The organism is Paucibacter sp. TC2R-5 (genome assembly GCF_025717605.1).
GTDB lineage: Bacteria > Pseudomonadota > Gammaproteobacteria > Burkholderiales > Burkholderiaceae_C > Paucibacter_A > Paucibacter_A albus.
Window position 1 is genome coordinate 215347 of record NZ_JAJIRQ010000003.1, and the last position, 18777, is coordinate 234123.

The window sequence follows — 18777 nt, forward strand, 5'->3', positions numbered from 1 at the left end:
AAAAACTCAGATATCCAGCCCTAACTCCTGAATCTTGCGGGTGATGGTGTTGCGCCCTATGCCCAGCTTTTGAGCCGCCTCGATGCGCCGCCCGCGCGTCAGGTCCAAGGCAGCCAAGATCAAGCTGGCCTCGAAGCGACGCGTCAGGCTGTCCCACACATCGGTTTCGCCTGCCGCCAGCAAGCGACGCGCCTCGCGCGACACTTCGGCCACCCAGGCGTCGGGGCCGGCGCCAAAGCTGGGCATGGCCGGCGCGGCAGCGGGCAAGGCTTGGGCGGCTTTCGCCGGCAATGGCAAGGGTAAGGGCGCAGCCTCAGTGGCAGCGGCATCCGGCGATTCGATGCTCAAGCCCAAGCCCGGCTGCAGCAACTCTTGCGGCAAATCCTTGGGCTCCACCACCTGGCTAGGCGCCATCACGCTGAGCCAATGGCAGATGTTTTCCAGCTGCCGCACATTGCCCGGGAACTCAAAGTCCAGCAACAAGGCCAGCGCCGCGTCAGTCAGGCGTTTGGGCTCGACGCCCAACTCGGCCGCGCTGCGCTGCAAAAAGAACTTGGCCAGCACGGCAATGTCTTCGCGCCGCTCGCGCAGCGGCGGCAGGCGCAGGCGGATCACGTTCAGGCGGTGAAACAAATCCTCGCGGAACGCGCCTTGGCGCACGCGTGCTTCCAGGTTCTGGTGAGTAGCGGCAATCACGCGCACATTGCTGCGCAAGGGGCTGTGGCCTCCGACACGGTAGAACTGCCCATCGGACAAGACCCGCAAGAGGCGCGTTTGCAACTCCAGCGGCATATCGCCGATTTCATCGAGAAACAAGGTGCCGCCATCGGCCTGCTCGAAGCGGCCCCGCCGCGTGGCCTGCGCGCCGGTGAAGGCGCCGCGCTCATGGCCGAACAGCTCGGACTCCAACAAATCCTTGGGGATGGCCGCAGTGTTGATGGCGACAAACGGCCCTTCCGAGCGCGGGCTGTGCTTGTGCAGCGCACGCGCCACCAGCTCCTTGCCCGAGCCGGACTCACCGGTGATCAAGACCGTCACATGGCTTTGGCTGAGACGCCCGATCGCGCGGAACACATCCTGCATCGCCGGCGCCTGACCCAGCATCTCGGGCACCTCGGCGGCGGCGGCTTCGCCAACCGCCTCGCGCATGCTCTCGGTCTGCGCACGGCGAATCAACTCGACCGCAGCGGCCAGATCAAAGGGCTTGGGCAGGTATTCAAACGCGCCGCCTTGAAAGGCCGACACGGCGCTGTCCAGGTCCGAATAGGCGGTCATGATGATGACGGGCAGATGCGGCAAGCGCGCCTTCACCTTGGCCAGCAGATCAAGACCTGAGCCACCCGGCATACGGATATCAGACACCAGCACCTGCGGGCTGTCTTCATCCAAGGCTGCCAGCAAATCGCGCGCGTTGCTGAAGCAGCGCACCGGCAAGCCCTCGCGCGTCAGCGCTTTTTCCAACACGAAACGAATGGAATGGTCGTCATCAACAACCCAGATAGATTTCATGCAGAAGGTCCTGTAGCGAATCAGCGCCGTTCAAACCCCGCCCATCAAGGAAGCGGCAGGGTCATACGAAAATCGGTCCGGCCCGGCTCGCTTTCACAGTCAAGCATGCCTTGATGCTGCTGAGCGATGGTTTGCGCCAGCGTCAGGCCAAGACCCGAGCCGCCATCTCGCCCCGACACCAAGGGGTAAAAAATGCGATCTCGAATTTCGGCCGGCACGCCGGGGCCGTTATCTTCCACATGCAATTCCAATGCCAGGCGCCAGCGCTGCTTGCCAATCGTCACCTGACGCGCGACCCGCGTACGCAGCGTGATGCAGGCCGGGTCTTGCGCGTCGGCATCCGCAATGCGTTGCTGCAGCGCTTGCGCGGCGTTTTGCACGATGTTCAATACCGCTTGAATCAGCTGTTCGCGGTCACCGCGAAAGTCCGGCAAAGAGATGTCGTAGTCGCGCTTGATCAAGAGCCCGCGCGGATACTCGACCAAGGTGAGCTGACGCACCCGCTCGCAGATTTCATGGATATTCACATCTCCCACCACCTGCGCATGGCGATGCGGGGCCAAGAGGCGGTCGACCAGCGACTGCAGGCGGTCGACCTCGTGGATGATGACCTCGGTGTACTCGGCCAACTCAGCGGACAACTCGGGGCCGATCGTGTTGGGTTGCAATTCCAGCGCCAATAACTGCGCCGCGCCACGGATGCCGCCGAGCGGATTCTTGATCTCATGCGCCAGGTTGCGCGTCAGCTCCTTGGTCGCCTGCACCTGATCGAGCGTGCGCTCCTCGCGGTCCTGGCGGGTCTGCTGGGCGTTCTCGATCAGCTCGATCAGCACCTGATCTTCGCTGTTATCCATCTGCGAGACGATCACATGCACCGGCAGCGGCAGTTCTTGCGGCAAGTTGCTACGCCGCAGCAGCGCGTCAAAGCGGCTGCTGGAATAGGCGTTGCGGGCCACACCGGTGACGGTGTCGCTGAGTCGGCCCGCATCGGCAAACCAGTCGTACAGATTGCTGCGCTCCACCGCCCGGCGCGACAAGCGCATCACGTTCTCGAACGCGGCATTGGCAAACAGGCATTCCCCGTCGGGGCGCACAACGGCCACCATGGTGGCCAACATATCGAAGGCTTCAAAGCCGGAAGGGTCTCGGCGCAAGGGGTTCATGGCCGGCCCTCCCAATGAATGAACAAGCTATGGCAGCTTGCTGATCTCGCGCTTGAGCGCTTGCACATCGACCTCTTGGCGGGCGATGCTGGCCTTGAGTTCGGCCATGCGGTCCAGGTATTTTTGATAATTTTTCTCATCTCCGCGGCGCTCGGCATTGCCGCCGGCGTAGTCGCGCTGCAAAGCGTCAAGCCGCTCCTGCGCCTCGCGCAACTCGGTCTCCAGGACTCGACGGCGCTCGCCATCGCGCGTGCGTTGTTGGTTGGGGTCGATACGGCCCTCACTGCTGCCCCGCACTTCGCTGCTGGCCGAATTGGGCGCTGCAGCCGGGTTGGGCTTTGCCCGCGTCGCCGGCAAGACCGTGATCGGCGTGCCTTCGATCGAGCGGCAGTCCTTGGCCTGCGCTTCTTTGGCCGTCAATGCGTCGGTGTAAAGCACCGGCGGGCCGGGACAGCGATAAACGATGGACTGCGCTTGTGCGGCGCCTGCAAGCAAAAGCGCACTGATCAGGCCTACAAGCAATGAAAAGGGTCGAATAAGCATGACGGGATTGTGGCGCATAGCAGCTGGCGCGATCGCAAAAGAAAAGGGACGACCGAAGCCGTCCCTTTCGCCATGCACAGGCAGCGTGCGACGTAACGTGTGTTTCACGCACGCCGCAAGTGGCCATTACAGCGTGTAGTACATATCGAACTCGACCGGATGCGTGGTCATGCGCATGCGCTGCACTTCTTGCATCTTCAGCTCGATATAGGCATCGATATAAGCATCGGTGAACACGCCCCCCTTGGTCAGGAAGGCACGGTCCTTGTCCAGGCACTCGAGCGCTTGGTCCAGGCTGTGGCAGACGGTTGGCACCAATGCGTCTTCTTCTGGCGGCAAGTGGTACAGATCCTTGGTGGCGGCTTCGCCCGGATGGATCTTGTTCTCGACGCCGTCCAGACCGGCCATCATCAGCGCGGCGAAGCACAGGTATGGGTTGGCCAATGGATCGGGGAAACGTGCCTCGATGCGGCGACCCTTGGGGTTAGCCACATAAGGAATACGGATCGAAGCCGAGCGGTTACGCGCGCTGTAAGCCAGCTTGACGGGAGCCTCATAGCCAGGCACCAGGCGCTTGTAGCTGTTGGTGCCAGGGTTGGTGATCGCGTTCAGGGCACGGGCGTGCTTGATGATGCCGCCGATGTAGTAGAGCGCGAAGTCGCTCAGGCCGCCGTAGCCGTCGCCTGCGAACAGGTTCTTGCCGTCTTTCCAGATCGACTGGTGCACGTGCATGCCGGAACCGTTGTCGCCAACGATAGGCTTTGGCATGAAGGTCGCGGTCTTGCCGTAGGCATGGGCCACATTGGCGATCACGTACTTCTGCAACTGCAACCAGTCGGCGCGCTCGACCAGGGTCGAGAAACGGGTACCGATTTCCATCTGGCCTGCGTTCGCCACTTCGTGGTGATGCACTTCAACCGGGATGCCCAGTTGCTCAAGAATCAAGCACATTTCCGAGCGCATGTCCTGGCCCGAATCAACCGGCGGCACTGGGAAATAACCACCCTTGACGGCCGGGCGATAGCCCTTGTTACCGTGCTCGTAGTCCTTGCCGGTGTTCCACGAAGCTTCTTCGGAGTCAATCTTGACGAAACAGCCGGACATGTCGATGTTCCAGCGGATGCTGTCGAAGATGAAGAACTCTGGCTCGGGGCCGAAGTAGGCTGCGTCGCCCAGGCCGGAAGACTTCAGATAGGCTTCGGCGCGCTTGGCCAAGGAACGTGGATCGCGCTCATAAGCCTTGCCATCACCCGGCTCGACCACGTCGCAGCTCAGGATCAGCGTCGGCTCTTCGAAGAAGGGGTCGATATTGGCGGTGTTCGGATCGGGCATCAAGAGCATGTCCGAGGCTTCAATGCCCTTCCAGCCGCCGATCGACGAGCCGTCAAACGCGTGGCCGGAAATGAACTTGTCTTCATCAAAATGGGACACCGGCACGGACACATGGTGCTCCTTGCCACGGGTATCGGTGAAACGGAAGTCAACAAACTTGACCTCGTTCTCTTGCACCATCTTCATCACGTCGGCAACGGTCTTGGCCATCAAAAAACTCCTAGCTAGCGGGGAAAATTGTTTAGGGACTCTAAAAGACATTGGCTCACGCCGATGTTAAACAGATATCGGCTCGCGCCCATGTTTCAAGCGCCGCATCCTGTATTAAGCACTTTATGTGCCAACAAGGTGCAGCCCAGAAGCCATAGGAATTATGGCGTGAACCGGCCTTGCATCTACCATCTATTCACCAATGCGGTGCAAAGCGCCTCACATTAGCGCACCAATTCGGTGCCTATGGTTGCACCAGTTTGAAGCACGCCCATTTTCAGGGCCGCGTAGGCGGCGTCGAGTTGAGCGGCGTCTCCCTTCACACCCAGCTCGATATGGCGCCCCCATTGCGGGTGGTCCACGCTGGGCAGACTGAACACCTTGATGCCGGCAAACTCGGCCTCGACCGCCACCATCAGCGGCGTCAGTATCGACTCCATCGTGCTTTGCACAATCATCGACAACTCCAGCCGCCCCACCTTTCGGTGCAGGTCGGCATGGCGCTGGTCCAGCACCCATTCCATCATCGGGTGCGCCATCACCGGGAATCCGGGCGCAAAGTAGACCGTACCGACCGAGAAGCCGGGGATCTTGTTGAAGGGATTGGGGACGATCTCGGCGCCGGTCGGGAACATGCCCATCTCAAGTCGGCGCAAGGTGTCAGGATGATCCGGGTCGGCAGTCACGCCCTGCTCCGCCGCCATTTCGCTGATGCGCTCCCAGATCAGCTCGCGCGCTTGCGGGTGCAGTGTCAGGTCTCGCCCCAGTGCGGCTGCGGCAGCTTGGCGGGTATGGTCGTCCGGTGTCGCGCCGATGCCGCCGCAGCTGAAGACCAGGTCGCCGCTGGCAAAGGCAAGCTTCAGCTGCGCCACCAGATGCTCGCGGTCATCGCCCAGGTATTGCGCCCAGTCCAGGCTCATGCCGCGCGCGGCCAGCAACTCGATGAACTTGGACAGGTGCTTGTCTTGGCGTTTGCCGGAGAGGATTTCATCACCAATGATGATCAGGCCGATTTTCATTTCTCTTTTGCTCACAGGGGAGGAATCAGGGGCGCGGGTGCTGGCTGCAGCAGCTCTTCGACCGTCGGCAGCTCGGGCTCGGCAGCGCGCTTGCCGGCGCGCAGCTCACGCATCTCCTGCAAGGCGGCCAGAGCGTAATGAGTAAACCACAAGGTCGAAAAAGCGAACACCAAGGTGTAGAGCCAAATCGAAGCAATGATCAAAAACGGCGCCAAGGCCAGCGCCATCACGCCAAAGGCCCAGATCGCAGCCGGCGCGGCGCCCAGATAGCCGGTCACCAGACCCAGCGTCATCAAGGGCAGACGGTGTTGGCGCATCAGCTGGCGCCGCTCGGCCACCGAGGCATGTTCGGCCAGCGCATCAAAGCTGAACACCTTGTAGCCCAACCAGCCCCAGATCAAGGGCGGCACGATCAGCACCAAGGGCGGAATCAACCAAAACGGCATGCTGACCAAGAGCGCCAACAGGGCCAGACTCACATGCCAGAGCGACCATCCCAAAGACCGCCACCAAGAGCCGCCCTGCTTGCGCTCGAGCTGGGCGAAGCGCCGCTGCGCGACCAGACGCACCAGGCTGGGTGTCATCAGCAAAGCCACCAGCAGCAAGCTCAAGACAACGATGACCGGCAGGGCCAGGGCCAAGACCATCAAGGGCGCCAGCACCGAACGCAGGCCTCCGGCACCCATATGGTCCAGCCAGCCCAACAAGGACTCGACCAAGCGCCAATTGCCCAGGGTGGCCCGCACCCCGTCCACAGCTTGTTCCCAGAAAAAATAGCCCAGCGCAAAAGCCAGGCCGGCCATCAAGACCAGGGGCAAGAGCGACAAAAAAATCACCCGCGGATGCAGGCAGTAGGCCACGGCGCGCCAAAACGCGTCGCCGACCCGACTCATGGAGTTGACCATCTCTTGTTTCCCTCGACCCTGGCTACACAGGCTGCAATCTTAGCGAGGCTTGTTGGGCGTGGCCCGGGTCTGGGCCAGCAGTGCGGTGACGGCGTAGATCGCCGCGATATGCGGGGTCGGCGTGGCGGTGATGCGCCCCAGCTCCAGGACCGCGCCGACCAGCGCCTCCAGCTCCAGCGCTCGGCCGCGCTCCAGATCCTGCAGCATCGAGGTCTTGTGCGCGCCGACCGCCTCGGCGCCGGCGATGCGTTGCGCTATCGACACTTTAAAGTTCACGCCCAGCTTCTCGGCCAGGGTTTGCGCCTCGGCCATCATCGCCGCCGCCAACTCAGCAGTCGGCGCGAAGCTGCAAATGTCCTCCAGCGTTGCCCCCGTCAGCGCCGAGATCGGGTTGAAGCATAGATTGCCCCAGAGCTTGACCCAGAGCTCGCTGCGGATGTCTTTGGAAACAGGCGCCTTGAAGCCGGCGCGCATCAGCGCTTGGGACAGCGCCTCGATGCGTGGACTGCGGCTGCCATCGAGTTCGCCGAGCGAAAACCGATTGCCCTCGATCAGGCGCACCAAGCCGGGCTCGACCAGCTCGGCCGCCGGGTAGACCACGCTGCCAATGATGCGCTCGGCCTCGATTTGGCCGGCGATCAGGCCGCCGGGGTCGACGCTGTCTAGGCACTTAGCCTCGAAGGCCCCACCCAGCTTTTGAAAATACCACCAGGGCAAGCCGTTGATCATGCTCACCAGCAAGGTATGCGGGCCAAACAGCGCGCGCAGCTCCGGCAAAACCTCGCGCACCTGATGCGCCTTGAGCGTCAAGAGCACAACATCTTGCGGCCCGGCCTCGGCCATGTTTTGCACCGCGCGGACTCCGCTCGCATGAGCCTCGCTGCCGTCTTCCAGCAGCAGCCGAAAGCCGCGTTGTTGAATGGCCGCCAGATTCTGATTGCGGGCAATAAAGACCACATCCTCGCCGGCCAGTGAGAGCCGGGTGCCGAGCAAGCCGCCGATCGCGCCGGCGCCGACGATGGCGAATTTCATAATGAACCCAAGCCCAATTTTTCGGCCAGACCTATGCGCTGCAACTTGCCGGTAGCACCCTTGGGGATCTCGCTCAAAAACAGAATCCGCCGCGGTACCTTGAAGTCGGCCAGTCGGGTGGCGACGAAGGCGCGCAAGCCGGCCTCGTCCAAGCTAGCACCCTCGCGCAAGACCACCGCCGCGGCGACATCCTCGCCCAACTTTGCATGTGGCATGCCGAAGCAGACGACCTGCTGCACAGCCGGGTGGTCCATGATGACCTCATCGACCTCGCGCGGGCTGATCTTCTCGCCGCCGCGGTTGATGATTTCCTTCAACCGCCCGGTGATGCTCAAGTAACCATCCAGGTCCAGCTGCCCCTGGTCGCCGGTGCGAAACCAGCCATTGCAAAAGCCTTCCGCATTGGCAGCCGGGTTGTTCTCATAACCCTGCGTCACATTTGGGCCGCGAATGACAATCTCGCCAATTTCACCGGCCGCCAGCAACTGACCCGCCGCTCCCATGATGGCGATCTCGGGCCCTGCCGCCAGACCTACCGTGCCCGGCTTGCGAATCCGTGGCGGCAAGGGGTTAGAGGCCATCTGATGCGCCGCCTCGGTCATGCCGTAAGCCTCGATCAAGGGCGCACCAAACGCCGACTCCAGCTCTGCAATCACCTGCGGCGGCATTGATGACGACGACGAGCGCATAAAGCGCAAGGGCTGGCGCGCAATCAGGTCGGCATGGCCACGCGCCCGCGCGACGATGGCCTGGTGCATGGTCGGCACGGCGGTGTACCAGGTCGGCTTGGCCTCCTCCATCCAGGCAAAAAACTTCAAGGCATTAAAGCCGGGCGTGCAAAACACCTGCGAGCCGGCCGCCAGCGGCGCCAACACGCCGGCAATCAGGCCGTGGATATGGAACAGCGGCATCACATTGAGCCCGCAGTCATCCGCTTGAAACTGCAGGCTCTGCCCGATATGGCGGGCCGAGGCAATCAGATTGGCTTGCGACAGCGGCACGATCTTGGGCCGCGAGGTGGTGCCGGAGGTGTGCAAGACCATGGCGACATCGGCCTGCGCCGACCAAATCGATGTGGTCAAGGGCTTGGCTTCAAAATCGCTGCTCAAGCCGAAGGCGCCGGCCGGCGCGCCGGCCTCGACCACCAAGCGCAAGATAGGCACGCCAAGCTTTTCGGCCACGGCAATCGAGGGCGAGCTGCTGCCGGCTTCGACGATCAAGGCGCGCGCCTGCAAATCGTTCAAATAAAACTCGAACTCATCGCTGCGATAGCCCGGATTGAGCGGAGCACTCGCCACGCCGCAAGCGCAGGCGACAAAGCAGGCGGCCATCTCGGGGCCGTTATTGAGCACGATGGCGACACGGTCGTTTGCGCCCAGGCCCAAGGCATTGAGTTGGCTGACCGTGTTTGCCACCAAGTCCCGCAAGGCCGCGAAACTCAAGGGCGGGCGGCCCGGCGCCGACAGCGCCGGCGCCTCGGGCTGGCCCTTGGACAGCAGGTCAAACAAAATTTGGTCTGGACTCATTTGGGGCTCGTTGGATAGCGTTAGCGTGCGGCCCATTATCGTCAGCGCCGACCGAACAGCCGCCCCAGACCCAGCCATTGCTGCGACCAGAACCCACGCCCGTAGTCGCGCCCGCCCTCGTCGGGCAACTGATCACGCACGCCGGTCGCATCCCAGCGCAGCTCGAAGTTAGCGGTGCGAAAAAGCATGTCCCAGAGCGGGAACAAGACCGCAAAGTTGTGGCCGCCCAGCGTGCCGCGCCCGGCCGACTCATGGCCGATGCCGATCGAGTGATGCAGCCGGTGATAGCGTGGACTGACAAAAATGCGCTCCAGCACGGGGCCGAACCAGAGCCGCACATTCGCATGCTGCAAGTTCTCCATCAGCTGCGAGATCGCCACCAAGGCGACAAACTGCCCAGGCTCCACACCGATCAGGCGCGCCAGCACGACGAACACCGCGTCGCGCAAGATGTCATCCAACAGGTGGTTGCGGTTGTCGCTCCACATCGTCATCTGGCGCTGGCTGTGATGCAAGGCATGCAACGCCCACCACCAGCTCCAGGCATGTTGAGCCCGGTGCAGCCAATAGTTGACGAAGTCAAACACCAGCAAATACAGGATGAAGGACACCCAAGGAAGATCGCTGACACCCGGCCACATAGCATCGAGCTGAAAGCTCGGCAGGCCGGCCACGCGGGCAGCACCGGCCAGGCTGTCCCAAATGGGGTCCAGGCTGAAAAACATCAGCAGCTTGAACAGGCCCAGGCGGTGAATCAAGGTGTAAATCACATCGACCCGCACGGCCGCCTTGTCCACAAGCGCCTCGACCGGCCGCCAGCGCTCAAGTGAGCGGATCAGCAGCAGCATCACCGCGATCTGCAGCAAGCCCACCAGCAACCAACCGGTCGCATTGAAAGCGTCTTCCAGCAAATTGCCGCCACCCAGCGCAAACACCAAGGGTTGCACCAGCCACTCGAACAATTGCTGCTGCAGCGAGCTGAAAGCATCGCTGAAGAACTCAATCATGCTGCGCCTCTTTCAGCACAGTCGCCATCTTGAACAGGCCGCGATAGCGCGGATGCTCACGCAGCGGCGCAAAACACATGCCTCTATCTTGCAAACCTTGCAGCAGCGGCTCCAGCACCGCCGGCGCCCAGGGTTCTTGGCGCGACCAGATGCCCAGATGCGCCATCAAGATATCGCCCGGTTTGACGCTCTTCAAAGCACGCTCAAGCAGCTGTGCATTCGGAAAGCTATCGCTGTTCAACTCATCGCCGAGAAAACCCGCCGCACTCCAGCCCACATGGACATAACCGCATTTTTGCGCGGCAGCCAACAGCGCCGGCGAAGTCTTGCCGCCCGGCGCGCGAAAAATCGGCCCCATCGCCTGGCCGGTCATCTCGCTGAAACGCGCGCTCACCTGCTTGAGGCTGGCGCAATACTGCTCGGCCGTCATTTCTTGGCGGACCGGCGTCTGAATGCCGGCGGCGGTACTGACCTTGAAACGAGTCGCCTCGCGTTGACCCGGCTCGGGCAGATCGGCCAGCCAGGTGTCGTGGTTCCAGGTGTGGGCACCGAAATCATGGCCCTCGGCGGCACGCTCGCGCCACCAAGGCGCCCATTCTTCATCCAAGGTCCAGCCACCGGTTTTGGTCGGCTCATTGGCGAGGAAAAAGGTCGCGCGGGCATCGAAACGCTTGAGGGTCTCGGCGATCAAGGGCGCCACGCCCATATGTCCGGTGTCAAAGCTCAGAAACACCGGCTTGGCGCAGGTTTGGGCTTGCACCAGCCCTGAGAACGCTCCGAGCAGGCTAGCGACTAGCCGCAGGCCAATTTTCATTGGCGAGGCTGGTGGTCCAGCGTGTAGACGCCATGCGGCGACTTGCCGACCTTGACCTGGCGAACCACCTTCTTGGTCTCGGTATCAATCATCGTCAGCTTGCCGGCCCAGCGTGAGGTCACCAACAATGTCTTGCCGTCACCCATCACCTCCATATCGTCCGGGCCGCTGGGGCCTGGGAATTTGTCAACGACGGTGAAGTTCTGTGTATCGATCTTGCTGATGGTGTTGGCCACGCGGTTGCTGACCAGCACATGGCGCTTATCCCCCCAAGCGCGGAAGGAATGCGCGCCCTTGCCTGTGGGCAGACGCTTGACGAGCTTGGCGCCGGTGTTGCCCGGGGCGCTGACGTCGTAGACCTCGACCACCGAGTCGCCGGTCAGCCCGACCAGGATGTGCTTGTCATCGGCGGTCAAGAAGATGTCGGCCGGCATTTCGCCGACCTTGATCTTCCAACGCGGCGTCTGCGTTGCAATATCTACCGCCAGCAACTCATTGCTGTCTTGCAAGCTCACATAGAGTGTGCTGCTCTTGCTGTCGATGGCCAGATGGCTGGGCGTCTTGGGGGCGCTGATGCGCTTGACCAGCTTCAGCGGCTCGGTTTTATTGGTCGGCGTCCAACTGTAGAAATCGACATGATCCAGCCGGTTGGCGGCCGTGATGAGCCATTTCATATCGGGCGAAAAGCGCAGGTGATAGGGGTCGCTGATGCCGTGCACCACGCGCTGAACCTCGGCGGTTTGGGGATCCAAAAACGTCAACGAATCCCCCAGCGCGTTGGCCACCAGCAAGGACTTTTCGTCCGGAGACAAATACAGGTGATGCGGCTCCTTCCCGGTCGGGATGCGCTTGATCTGTTTGAAGGTGACCGGGTCCACCACGCTGATGTCGGCGTCCAATGAGTTCAAAACGAAGATCGGTTTGGCTGGACCGGCTGCCACAGCGCCGAATGCTGCTACAGAAAAACCCAGGGCCACGACAAGGCTGCGGGGCCATGACAGAAAGAACATCAGGAATCCTTGAATCGAAACATGCGAAAAAAAGGTGGCCAGTGCCACCCTTTGAGTGTAATTGCACGCACCTACTCGTCGCCTTACTCGTCGTCATTGCCGCTCAATAGACCGCCGAGTAGGCCAACGCCGGCGAGGCCGCCAAGCACCGACCCCTCTTCACGACTGCCACCGCGTTGCGGCGCCGCCGCAAAGATGCGTGAGGCCAGGCGTGACAGCGGCAGGCTTTGCAACCACAGCTCGCCAGGGCCACTCAGCTTGGCCAGGAACAGACCCTCGCCGCCAAACAAGGCGGTCTTGATCTTGCCCACATACTGAATCTCGAAGGACACATTGGGTGTGTAGGCGACCACGCAGCCGGTGTCGACCAACAAGGTCTGGCCGGCCTGCAGCGTGCGCCGCACGACGGTGCCGCCGGCGTGGACGAAGGCGAGGCCATCGCCTTCAAGCTTTTGCATGATGAAGCCTTCTCCGCCAAAAAAGCCGGTCGAGATCTTCTGCTGCAGGGCAATGCCAAGCGAGACGCCGCGCGCCGCGCACAGAAAGGCATCCTTCTGGCAAATCAGGGTGCCGCCGAGTTGACGCAAGTCCATGGGCAGGATCTTGCCGGCAAAGGGCGCGGCAAATGCGACCCGCTGCTTCATAGTGGTCTGGTTGGTATAGACGGTCGTGAACAAGGACTCGCCCGTCACCAGGCGCTTGCCTGCGCCCATCAGCTTGCCGAAGAAGCCGCCCTGCTGCGGCGCGCCGTCACCAAAGACGGTGTCCATATGGATGCCGGCATCCATGAACATCATGCTGCCGGCCTCGCCAACGGCCGCCTCGCCGGGGTCGAGTTCGACCTCGACGAACTGCATCTCTGCACCCTTGATCTCGTAGTCGACTACATCCATTGCCATCACAGTTCCCTCAGACGATTCAGTTCGGTCTGGGCATTATTGCGTGAAGCAAGCCCCAAAAAAACGGGAGCTGCAACCTTAGGCCGCAGCTCCCGCGTCTGTACGTCAAGCCCATGCGGGCTTGAACTCAATCACCCCATGTGCAAGCCACCATTGCAGCTGAAGTCTGCGCCGGTGGTGAAGCCGGAGTCCTCACCGGCCAACCACGCGACGATGGCGGCGATTTCTTCGGGCTTGCCCAAACGCTTGATCGGGATGGTGGCGACGATCTTCTCCAGCACGTCAGGGCGAATCGCCTTGACCATATCGGTGCCGATATAGCCGGGGCTGACGGTGTTGACCGTCACGCCCTTGCTGGCCACTTCTTGCGCCAGCGCCATCGTGAAGCCGTGCATGCCGGCCTTGGCGGCCGAGTAATTGGTCTGGCCGAACTGGCCCTTTTCACCGTTGACCGAGGAGATATTGATGATGCGGCCCCAGCCCTTGTCCAGCATGTCTTCGATCACCTGTTTGGTGACGTTGAACATGCTGTTCAGATTGGTGTTCATCACTGCGTCCCAGTCGTCGCGTGTCATCTTGCGGAACATGCCGTCACGCGTGATACCGGCGTTATTGACCAGCACCGAGATCGGACCATGCTCGGCCTTGACCTTGGCAAAGGCCTCGACGGTGGAGTCCCAATCGGCCACATTGCCGACCGAAGCGTAAAAGGTGTAACCCAGCGCGGCCTGCTCGCTCAACCACTTGTCGAAGTCGCGGCTAGGGCCGCAGCCGGCGATGACCTTGAAACCCTCTTTGTGCAGGCGCTGGCACATCGAGGTCCCGATGCCGCCCATGCCACCGGTCACGTAAGCTACTTTTTGAGTCATGTTTGTCTCCAATAATTAAAAACGGATGGCTTGCCCAGACTCGCGCATCGGCGGGCCCGGGTCAAGCGGGTTGGCCCTAGTGTTACGTCAAGTGGGGCCAATCGTCAGTTCAAAAAATCAACGCTCGACAGTCAGCGCCACGCCCATGCCGCCACCGATGCACAAGGAGGCAATGCCCTTCTTCGCATCCCGGCGCTGCATCTCATGCAGCAGCGTCACCAAGATGCGGGCGCCAGACGCGCCGATCGGGTGACCCAGCGCGATCGCGCCGCCGTTGACGTTGACCTTGCTCAGATCCCAGCCCATTTCCTGATGCACGGCGCAGGCCTGTGCGGCGAAGGCTTCGTTGATTTCCAACAAGTCGAGGTCCTGCGCCTTCCAGCCGGCGCGCTCCAGCGCCTTTTTGGCCGCAGGCACCGGGCCCATGCCCATGATGGACGGGTCAAGCCCGGCCGAGGCATAAGAAGCGATACGGGCCAGCGGGGTCAGACCCAGGGCCGAGGCTTTTGCGGCGCTCATGATCAGCAGTCCTGCGGCGCCGTCATTGAGTCCGGAGGCATTGCCGGCGGTGACACTGCCGGCCTTGTCGAAGGCGGGGCGCAAACCGGCCAGCACTTCGGCGGTGCTGCGGCGGTTGATGAACTCGTCGGCGTCGAAAACAATCGCGTCGCCCTTCTTTTGCGGGATCGTCACCGCAGCGATTTCATCCTTGAAGCGGCCTGCGTCTTGCGCGGCAGCGGCCTTTTGCTGCGAGCCAAAAGCCAGCGCGTCTTGCGCTTCGCGGCTGATGCCGTATTGCTTGGCCACGTTCTCGGCCGTGATGCCCATGTGGTACTGGTTGTAGACATCCCACAGGCCGTCAACAATCATGGTGTCAACCAGCTTCCAGTCACCCATACGCTGGCCGTCGCGCGAACCCGGCAAAACATGTGCGCTCAGGCTCATGCTTTCCTGGCCGCCGGCGATGACGATTTCCGAATCGCCGTCGCGAATCGATTGCGCAGCCAGCATCACGGCCTTCAGGCCCGAGCCGCAAACCTTGTTGATCGTCATCGCCGGCACCGTGTTGGGCAGGCCGGCCTTGATGACGGTCTGGCGGGCGGGGTTTTGACCGGCACCGGCCGTCAAGACCTGGCCCATGATGACTTCGCTGATCTGCGCGCCGTCGAGTCCGCTGCGACGCAGCAGGTCGCGCACGACGGTGGCGCCCAGTTCCACAGCGGTGGTCTTGGCGAGCGTGCCGCCGAATTTGCCAATCGCGGTACGGGCCGCGGAGACGATCACGATGTCGGTCATTTGATTTACTCTCTTTGCACTGTAACTAACAAGTTATCCCGATGATTTTAATTCAATCGGGTCGGTGAAAATTCACGTACGACGGGTTCCAAACGGTTACGAAAAAAGATCAGACTTTTTGCTGCACATAGCGGCCCGGCGCGGGCTCGATCGGCTTGTATTTGCGGCTGCCCGGCGCCTTGGGTGCGGGCTTGAGGGCACCGGCATGGGCCGCCAACCAGGCGGACCAATCGGTCCACCAGCTGCCAGGCTGCTCGGTAGCCGTCGCCAGCCAATCATCGGCAGCCGCCGGCAAGGCGGACGAGTTGCCGATCCAGTGGCTGCGTTTCTTTTTGGCCGGTGGGTTGATCACGCCGGCGATATGGCCGGAGGCACCCAGCACATATCGCCGCTCTCCCTTGAACACTTGCGTGCTGCGGTAGGCGGCGTCCCAAGGCACGATGTGATCCTCTCGCGAGCCGTAGATATAGACCGGCGCTTTGATCTTGCCCAGATCCAGCGCCTCGCCGCAGACCGTCAAGCGGCCGGGGACCTTCAGCTCGTTTTGCAAATAGGTATGGCGCAAGTACCAGCAGTACATGGGCCCGCTCATATTGGTCGAATCGCCGTTCCAGTACAGCAGATCGAAGGCCGGCGGCGCCTCGCCCTTCAGGTAGTTGCCCACCACATAGTTCCAGACCAGATCATTCGGCCGCAACATGCTGAAGGTGCTGCCCAGTTCCTGCCCTTTCAAGAGGCCAGGGCCCTTGGGCGACTGCAGGCCTATGGTGGCCTCACGCTTTTTCACCGAGGGCTCGTCGACGAAAATGTCCAAGATGCCGTTGCTGGTGAAGTCGATCAAGGTCGTCAGCAAGGTGACGCTGGCGGCCGGCTGCTCGCCGCGCGCCGCCAACACGCCCAAGGCGGTCGACAAAATCGTGCCACCGACGCAAAAGCCCAGGGTATCTATGGTCTTGGCGCCGCTGATTTCTTGCACCACGCTGATCGCCTTGATGGCGGCGTGCTCGATGTAGTCGTCCCAGGTCCAGGCCACGCAGGACGCGTCCGGGTTACGCCAGCTGATCACAAACAAGCGATGGCCCTGCTCCACCGCATAGCGGATCAGCGAATTGTCCGGTTGCAGATCGAGGATGTAGTACTTGTTGATGCAAGGCGGCACGAAGAGCAGCGGTCGCTCGAACACCTTGTCGGTCAGCGGCTTGTATTCGATCAGCTGAAAGAAGTCGTTCTCGAACACGACGTCACCGGCGGTGGTGGCGACATTGCGACCCACCTCGAAGGCGCTCTCGTCGGTTTGCGAGACATGGCCGCGCTGCAAATCATCCCAAAGCAGTTGCATACCCTTGCTCAGCGACTCGCCCTTGCTCTCAAGTGCCAGCGCCTGCGCCTCAGGATTCAGCGCCAAGAAGTTACTCGGTGCGGCAGCGTCAACAAACTGCTGCACGGCGAAGCGCACACGCGCGCGCGCCTTGTCTTCGCCCTCGACCTTGTCGGCCATTTGCTGCAAGGTGTTGGCATTGAGCAAATACAGCTGCGCCATGAAGGCGCTGGCAGGGTTGGCGCTCCAGGCCGGATTGGCAAAGCGGCGGTCGCCCAGCGGCTTTGGCGCGGCAGCAGGTGTACCTAAGCTGCTTTGCAGCGAGGCATTCCACAGCGCGGTGGCTTGGTTCAGGTAATTGCTTTGCAACTCGGCCAATGAGGCGGCCGGGATCTGCAGACCCGCTATGGTCTTCCACATTTCCCCGAAGCCGGCGGCGGCCTCGCTGGCTGCTGCGGCGGCCGCGGCCACGGGCAGGGTTTCAGGCTGTGTCGCGGCGCCGGCTGGCGCTCCGGACTTGGGTCTAGCGGTCATAAGTTTCCTCAAACAATAAGGCGTTTGGCGTCATGTCCATCGCGCGATAGCCATTCCAGCCCATCATCGCAGACCTTGTTGTAACCTCCTTGTCTTACCCGCTTATGACGAACCATGTATCTGATCGCAATGGCTTGGGGCTATGTGGCCTTGATGATGGCGCTGGCCGAAGCCACCAGCAGCCAAGGCACCGTGTTGGGCGCCATCGTGACGCTGATACTCTACGGCGTCTTGCCGATCTCCATCGTCTTGTACTTGATGGGCACACCGCACCGCAAGAAGGCGCGCAAGCGTAAAGAGCAAGCGGAGCTGCAAGAACACGAGGCGGCCTTGGCGGCTGCCAATTCAGACCAAACAGATGGCGGCGACCATGCGGCCGCTGACCCGATCACGCCGGTAAGAAAAGAATCTTGAGGGCTCGCTATAGGTGCACCAAGTGCCGCCACTGATGGCGCTCAGTCCTACGCGCTGCAGGCGTTGCCGCGCCAGCCCGGCCAAATCGGCGCGCCAGCGCGCTTCGCCGGCGGCGTTGGGCCGGTAGTTGAAAAATTCGCTGGACGCTGCCACCGCAGGCACCGCGAAGGCCTGCAGCACCTCGGCCCCGACCTCGAAGGCCTCAGGCCCGATGCAAGCCCCCAACCAGGCCTGCACATCGCCGGGCCGGCAGCCGGCCTCGCGGCACAGGGTCGCCAAGGTGTGCTCCAGCACGCCGCCAGCCAAGCCGCGCCAGCCGGCGTGAGCGCCGGCCACACCGCCGGGTGCGGCAAACAAAACCGGCAAGCAGTCGGCCACTTGGATCGCAACAGCCAGCCCTGGCGTGGTGCTGACGCTGGCATCGGCACGCAGCACGGGCGCAATATCCAACACATCGGGTAGCGCATGGGCCGCGTTCAAAACCACAACCTCGCTGCCATGCACTTGCTGCAAAAAAACCGCCTTGGCGCCCAAGGTCTGATCGACCCGCAGGCGGTTAGCCGTCACTGCCGCGGGATCGTCTTGCACCGCTAAGCCGACATTCATGCTCTCGAAGGGCCCGACGCTCGCACCGCCGGCCCGCGTGCTCATGAAGGCTCGCAGCCCGCTAGCGGGCTGCGACCACTGCGGCTGCAGCCAATCAGGGTGGACCGTCAGGGAAGGCGCCTCACTCGGCATCAGGACAGGCCGAGGGCTGGGTTTTCGCAAAAGCGTCCAGCGCCATGCAATTGCCGAACACCCGCATCACCTCGGGCACATGGCTCAGCCGGCAATCAAAGCGCTGCGCATTGAAGATCTGCGGCACCAGCACACAGTCGGCCAAGCCGGGCGTATCGCCATGGCAGAACTGGCCGGCACTGGCCTTCAGACGCAGCTCGACCACCTCCAGTCCGGTCTCGACCCAGTGGCGATACCAGCGATTCTTGTTGTCCTCATCCAGACCCAAATCCTTGCTCAGGTAGCGCAGCACGCGCAGATTGTTGAGCGGGTGGATCTCGCAGGCGATGTCCTGCGCCAAGGCGCGCACCTGGGCACGGCCCAGGGCATCAGCGGGCAAGAGAGGCGGCTGCGGGTGGGTTTCATCGAGGTATTCGATGATTGCCATGGACTGGCTGATTAGCGCGTCGCCGTCGCGCAGCAGCGGCACCAGCTTGGACAGCGAGGCGCTGACATAGGCCGGGTCGAACTGCTCGTTCTTGGCCAAATGAACGGCGCGGTAGTCGTAATCCAGCCCCTTGAGCGCCAGCGCAATGCGCACGCGGTAAGAAGCCGAGGAGCGAAAGTAATTGAAGAGTTCCATGGGTCGTGATGATGCCA

18 protein-coding genes are annotated in these 18777 nt (G+C 62.1%); 1 reads left to right on the plus strand and 17 read right to left on the minus strand.

What is annotated here, in order from left to right; all coding sequences use genetic code 11:
• Positions 1-6: 6 nt before the first annotated feature.
• The 15 genes from ntrC to phaC all read right to left on the minus strand — a co-directional run bounded on the left by ntrC (position 7) and on the right by phaC (position 16986).
• The gene (gene ntrC, locus LNV08_RS07950; RefSeq protein WP_263533160.1) at positions 7-1509 is read right to left on the minus strand and encodes a nitrogen regulation protein NR(I); all 1503 of its coding nucleotides are present in this window, start codon (positions 1507-1509) and stop codon (positions 7-9) included.
• 44 nt (positions 1510-1553) lie between these two features.
• Positions 1554-2672 carry a nitrogen regulation protein NR(II) gene (gene glnL / locus LNV08_RS07955; RefSeq protein WP_263533161.1) on the minus strand — a complete coding sequence of 373 codons (1119 nt, stop codon included), beginning with the start codon at positions 2670-2672 and terminating at the stop codon, positions 1554-1556.
• Between the two features lie 27 nt (positions 2673-2699).
• On the minus strand, positions 2700-3215 hold the full coding sequence (locus tag LNV08_RS07960; protein WP_263533162.1) for a hypothetical protein: 516 nt from the start codon (positions 3213-3215) through the stop codon (positions 2700-2702).
• Between the two features lie 126 nt (positions 3216-3341).
• A complete protein-coding gene (gene glnA, locus LNV08_RS07965) occupies positions 3342-4757 on the minus strand; it encodes a type I glutamate--ammonia ligase (protein WP_263533163.1) in 1416 nt (471 codons plus the stop codon).
• Between the two features lie 224 nt (positions 4758-4981).
• On the minus strand, positions 4982-5776 hold the full coding sequence (locus tag LNV08_RS07970) for a competence/damage-inducible protein A (protein WP_263533546.1): 795 nt from the start codon (positions 5774-5776) through the stop codon (positions 4982-4984).
• Positions 5777-5787: 11 nt separating this feature from the next.
• Complete coding sequence (locus tag LNV08_RS07975; protein WP_263533164.1) at positions 5788-6681, minus strand: EI24 domain-containing protein; 894 nt, start codon at positions 6679-6681, stop codon at positions 5788-5790.
• Between the two features lie 39 nt (positions 6682-6720).
• Positions 6721-7713, minus strand: a complete 993-nt coding sequence (locus tag LNV08_RS07980; RefSeq protein WP_263533165.1) for a 2-dehydropantoate 2-reductase — start codon at positions 7711-7713, stop codon at positions 6721-6723.
• Positions 7710-9239: an acyl--CoA ligase gene (locus LNV08_RS07985; RefSeq protein ID WP_263533166.1), complete on the minus strand. Its 1530-nt coding sequence runs from the start codon at positions 9237-9239 to the stop codon at positions 7710-7712. The genes LNV08_RS07980 and LNV08_RS07985 overlap by 4 nt, the downstream gene beginning before the upstream one ends.
• A 41-nt stretch (positions 9240-9280) precedes the next feature.
• On the minus strand, positions 9281-10246 hold the full coding sequence (locus LNV08_RS07990; protein ID WP_263533167.1) for a sterol desaturase family protein: 966 nt from the start codon (positions 10244-10246) through the stop codon (positions 9281-9283).
• A complete protein-coding gene (locus LNV08_RS07995; protein WP_263533168.1) occupies positions 10239-11060 on the minus strand; it encodes a polysaccharide deacetylase family protein in 822 nt (273 codons plus the stop codon). The genes LNV08_RS07990 and LNV08_RS07995 overlap by 8 nt, the downstream gene beginning before the upstream one ends.
• Positions 11057-12070 (minus strand): YncE family protein, encoded by a 1014-nt coding sequence (locus LNV08_RS08000; RefSeq protein ID WP_263533169.1) that lies wholly within the window; start codon positions 12068-12070, stop codon positions 11057-11059. The genes LNV08_RS07995 and LNV08_RS08000 overlap by 4 nt, the downstream gene beginning before the upstream one ends.
• 83 nt (positions 12071-12153) lie before the next feature.
• On the minus strand, positions 12154-12969 hold the full coding sequence (locus LNV08_RS08005; RefSeq protein WP_263533170.1) for a TIGR00266 family protein: 816 nt from the start codon (positions 12967-12969) through the stop codon (positions 12154-12156).
• Positions 12970-13100: 131 nt separating this feature from the next.
• Positions 13101-13838, minus strand: coding sequence for an acetoacetyl-CoA reductase (gene phbB, locus LNV08_RS08010; RefSeq protein WP_263533171.1), 738 nt, complete (start codon positions 13836-13838; stop codon positions 13101-13103).
• Between the two features lie 117 nt (positions 13839-13955).
• Complete coding sequence (locus LNV08_RS08015) at positions 13956-15134, minus strand: acetyl-CoA C-acetyltransferase (protein ID WP_263533172.1); 1179 nt, start codon at positions 15132-15134, stop codon at positions 13956-13958.
• A 109-nt stretch (positions 15135-15243) separates the two neighbouring features.
• Positions 15244-16986, minus strand: coding sequence for a class I poly(R)-hydroxyalkanoic acid synthase (phaC, locus tag LNV08_RS08020; protein WP_414858700.1), 1743 nt, complete (start codon positions 16984-16986; stop codon positions 15244-15246).
• A 114-nt stretch (positions 16987-17100) separates the two neighbouring features.
• Here phaC and LNV08_RS08025 point away from each other — a divergent pair, with 114 nt between their 5' ends.
• Complete coding sequence (locus LNV08_RS08025; protein WP_263533173.1) at positions 17101-17400, plus strand: hypothetical protein; 300 nt, start codon at positions 17101-17103, stop codon at positions 17398-17400.
• On the opposite strand, the gene pgeF is transcribed toward LNV08_RS08025, so the two are convergent.
• Both pgeF and maiA read right to left on the minus strand, forming a co-directional pair.
• Positions 17332-18051 (minus strand): peptidoglycan editing factor PgeF, encoded by a 720-nt coding sequence (pgeF, locus tag LNV08_RS08030; protein ID WP_263533174.1) that lies wholly within the window; start codon positions 18049-18051, stop codon positions 17332-17334. The two genes, LNV08_RS08025 and pgeF, sit on opposite strands and share 69 nt — an antisense overlap.
• Before the next feature lie 76 nt (positions 18052-18127).
• Complete coding sequence (gene maiA, locus LNV08_RS08035) at positions 18128-18760, minus strand: maleylacetoacetate isomerase (RefSeq protein WP_263533175.1); 633 nt, start codon at positions 18758-18760, stop codon at positions 18128-18130.
• Positions 18761-18777: the final 17 nt, after the last annotated feature.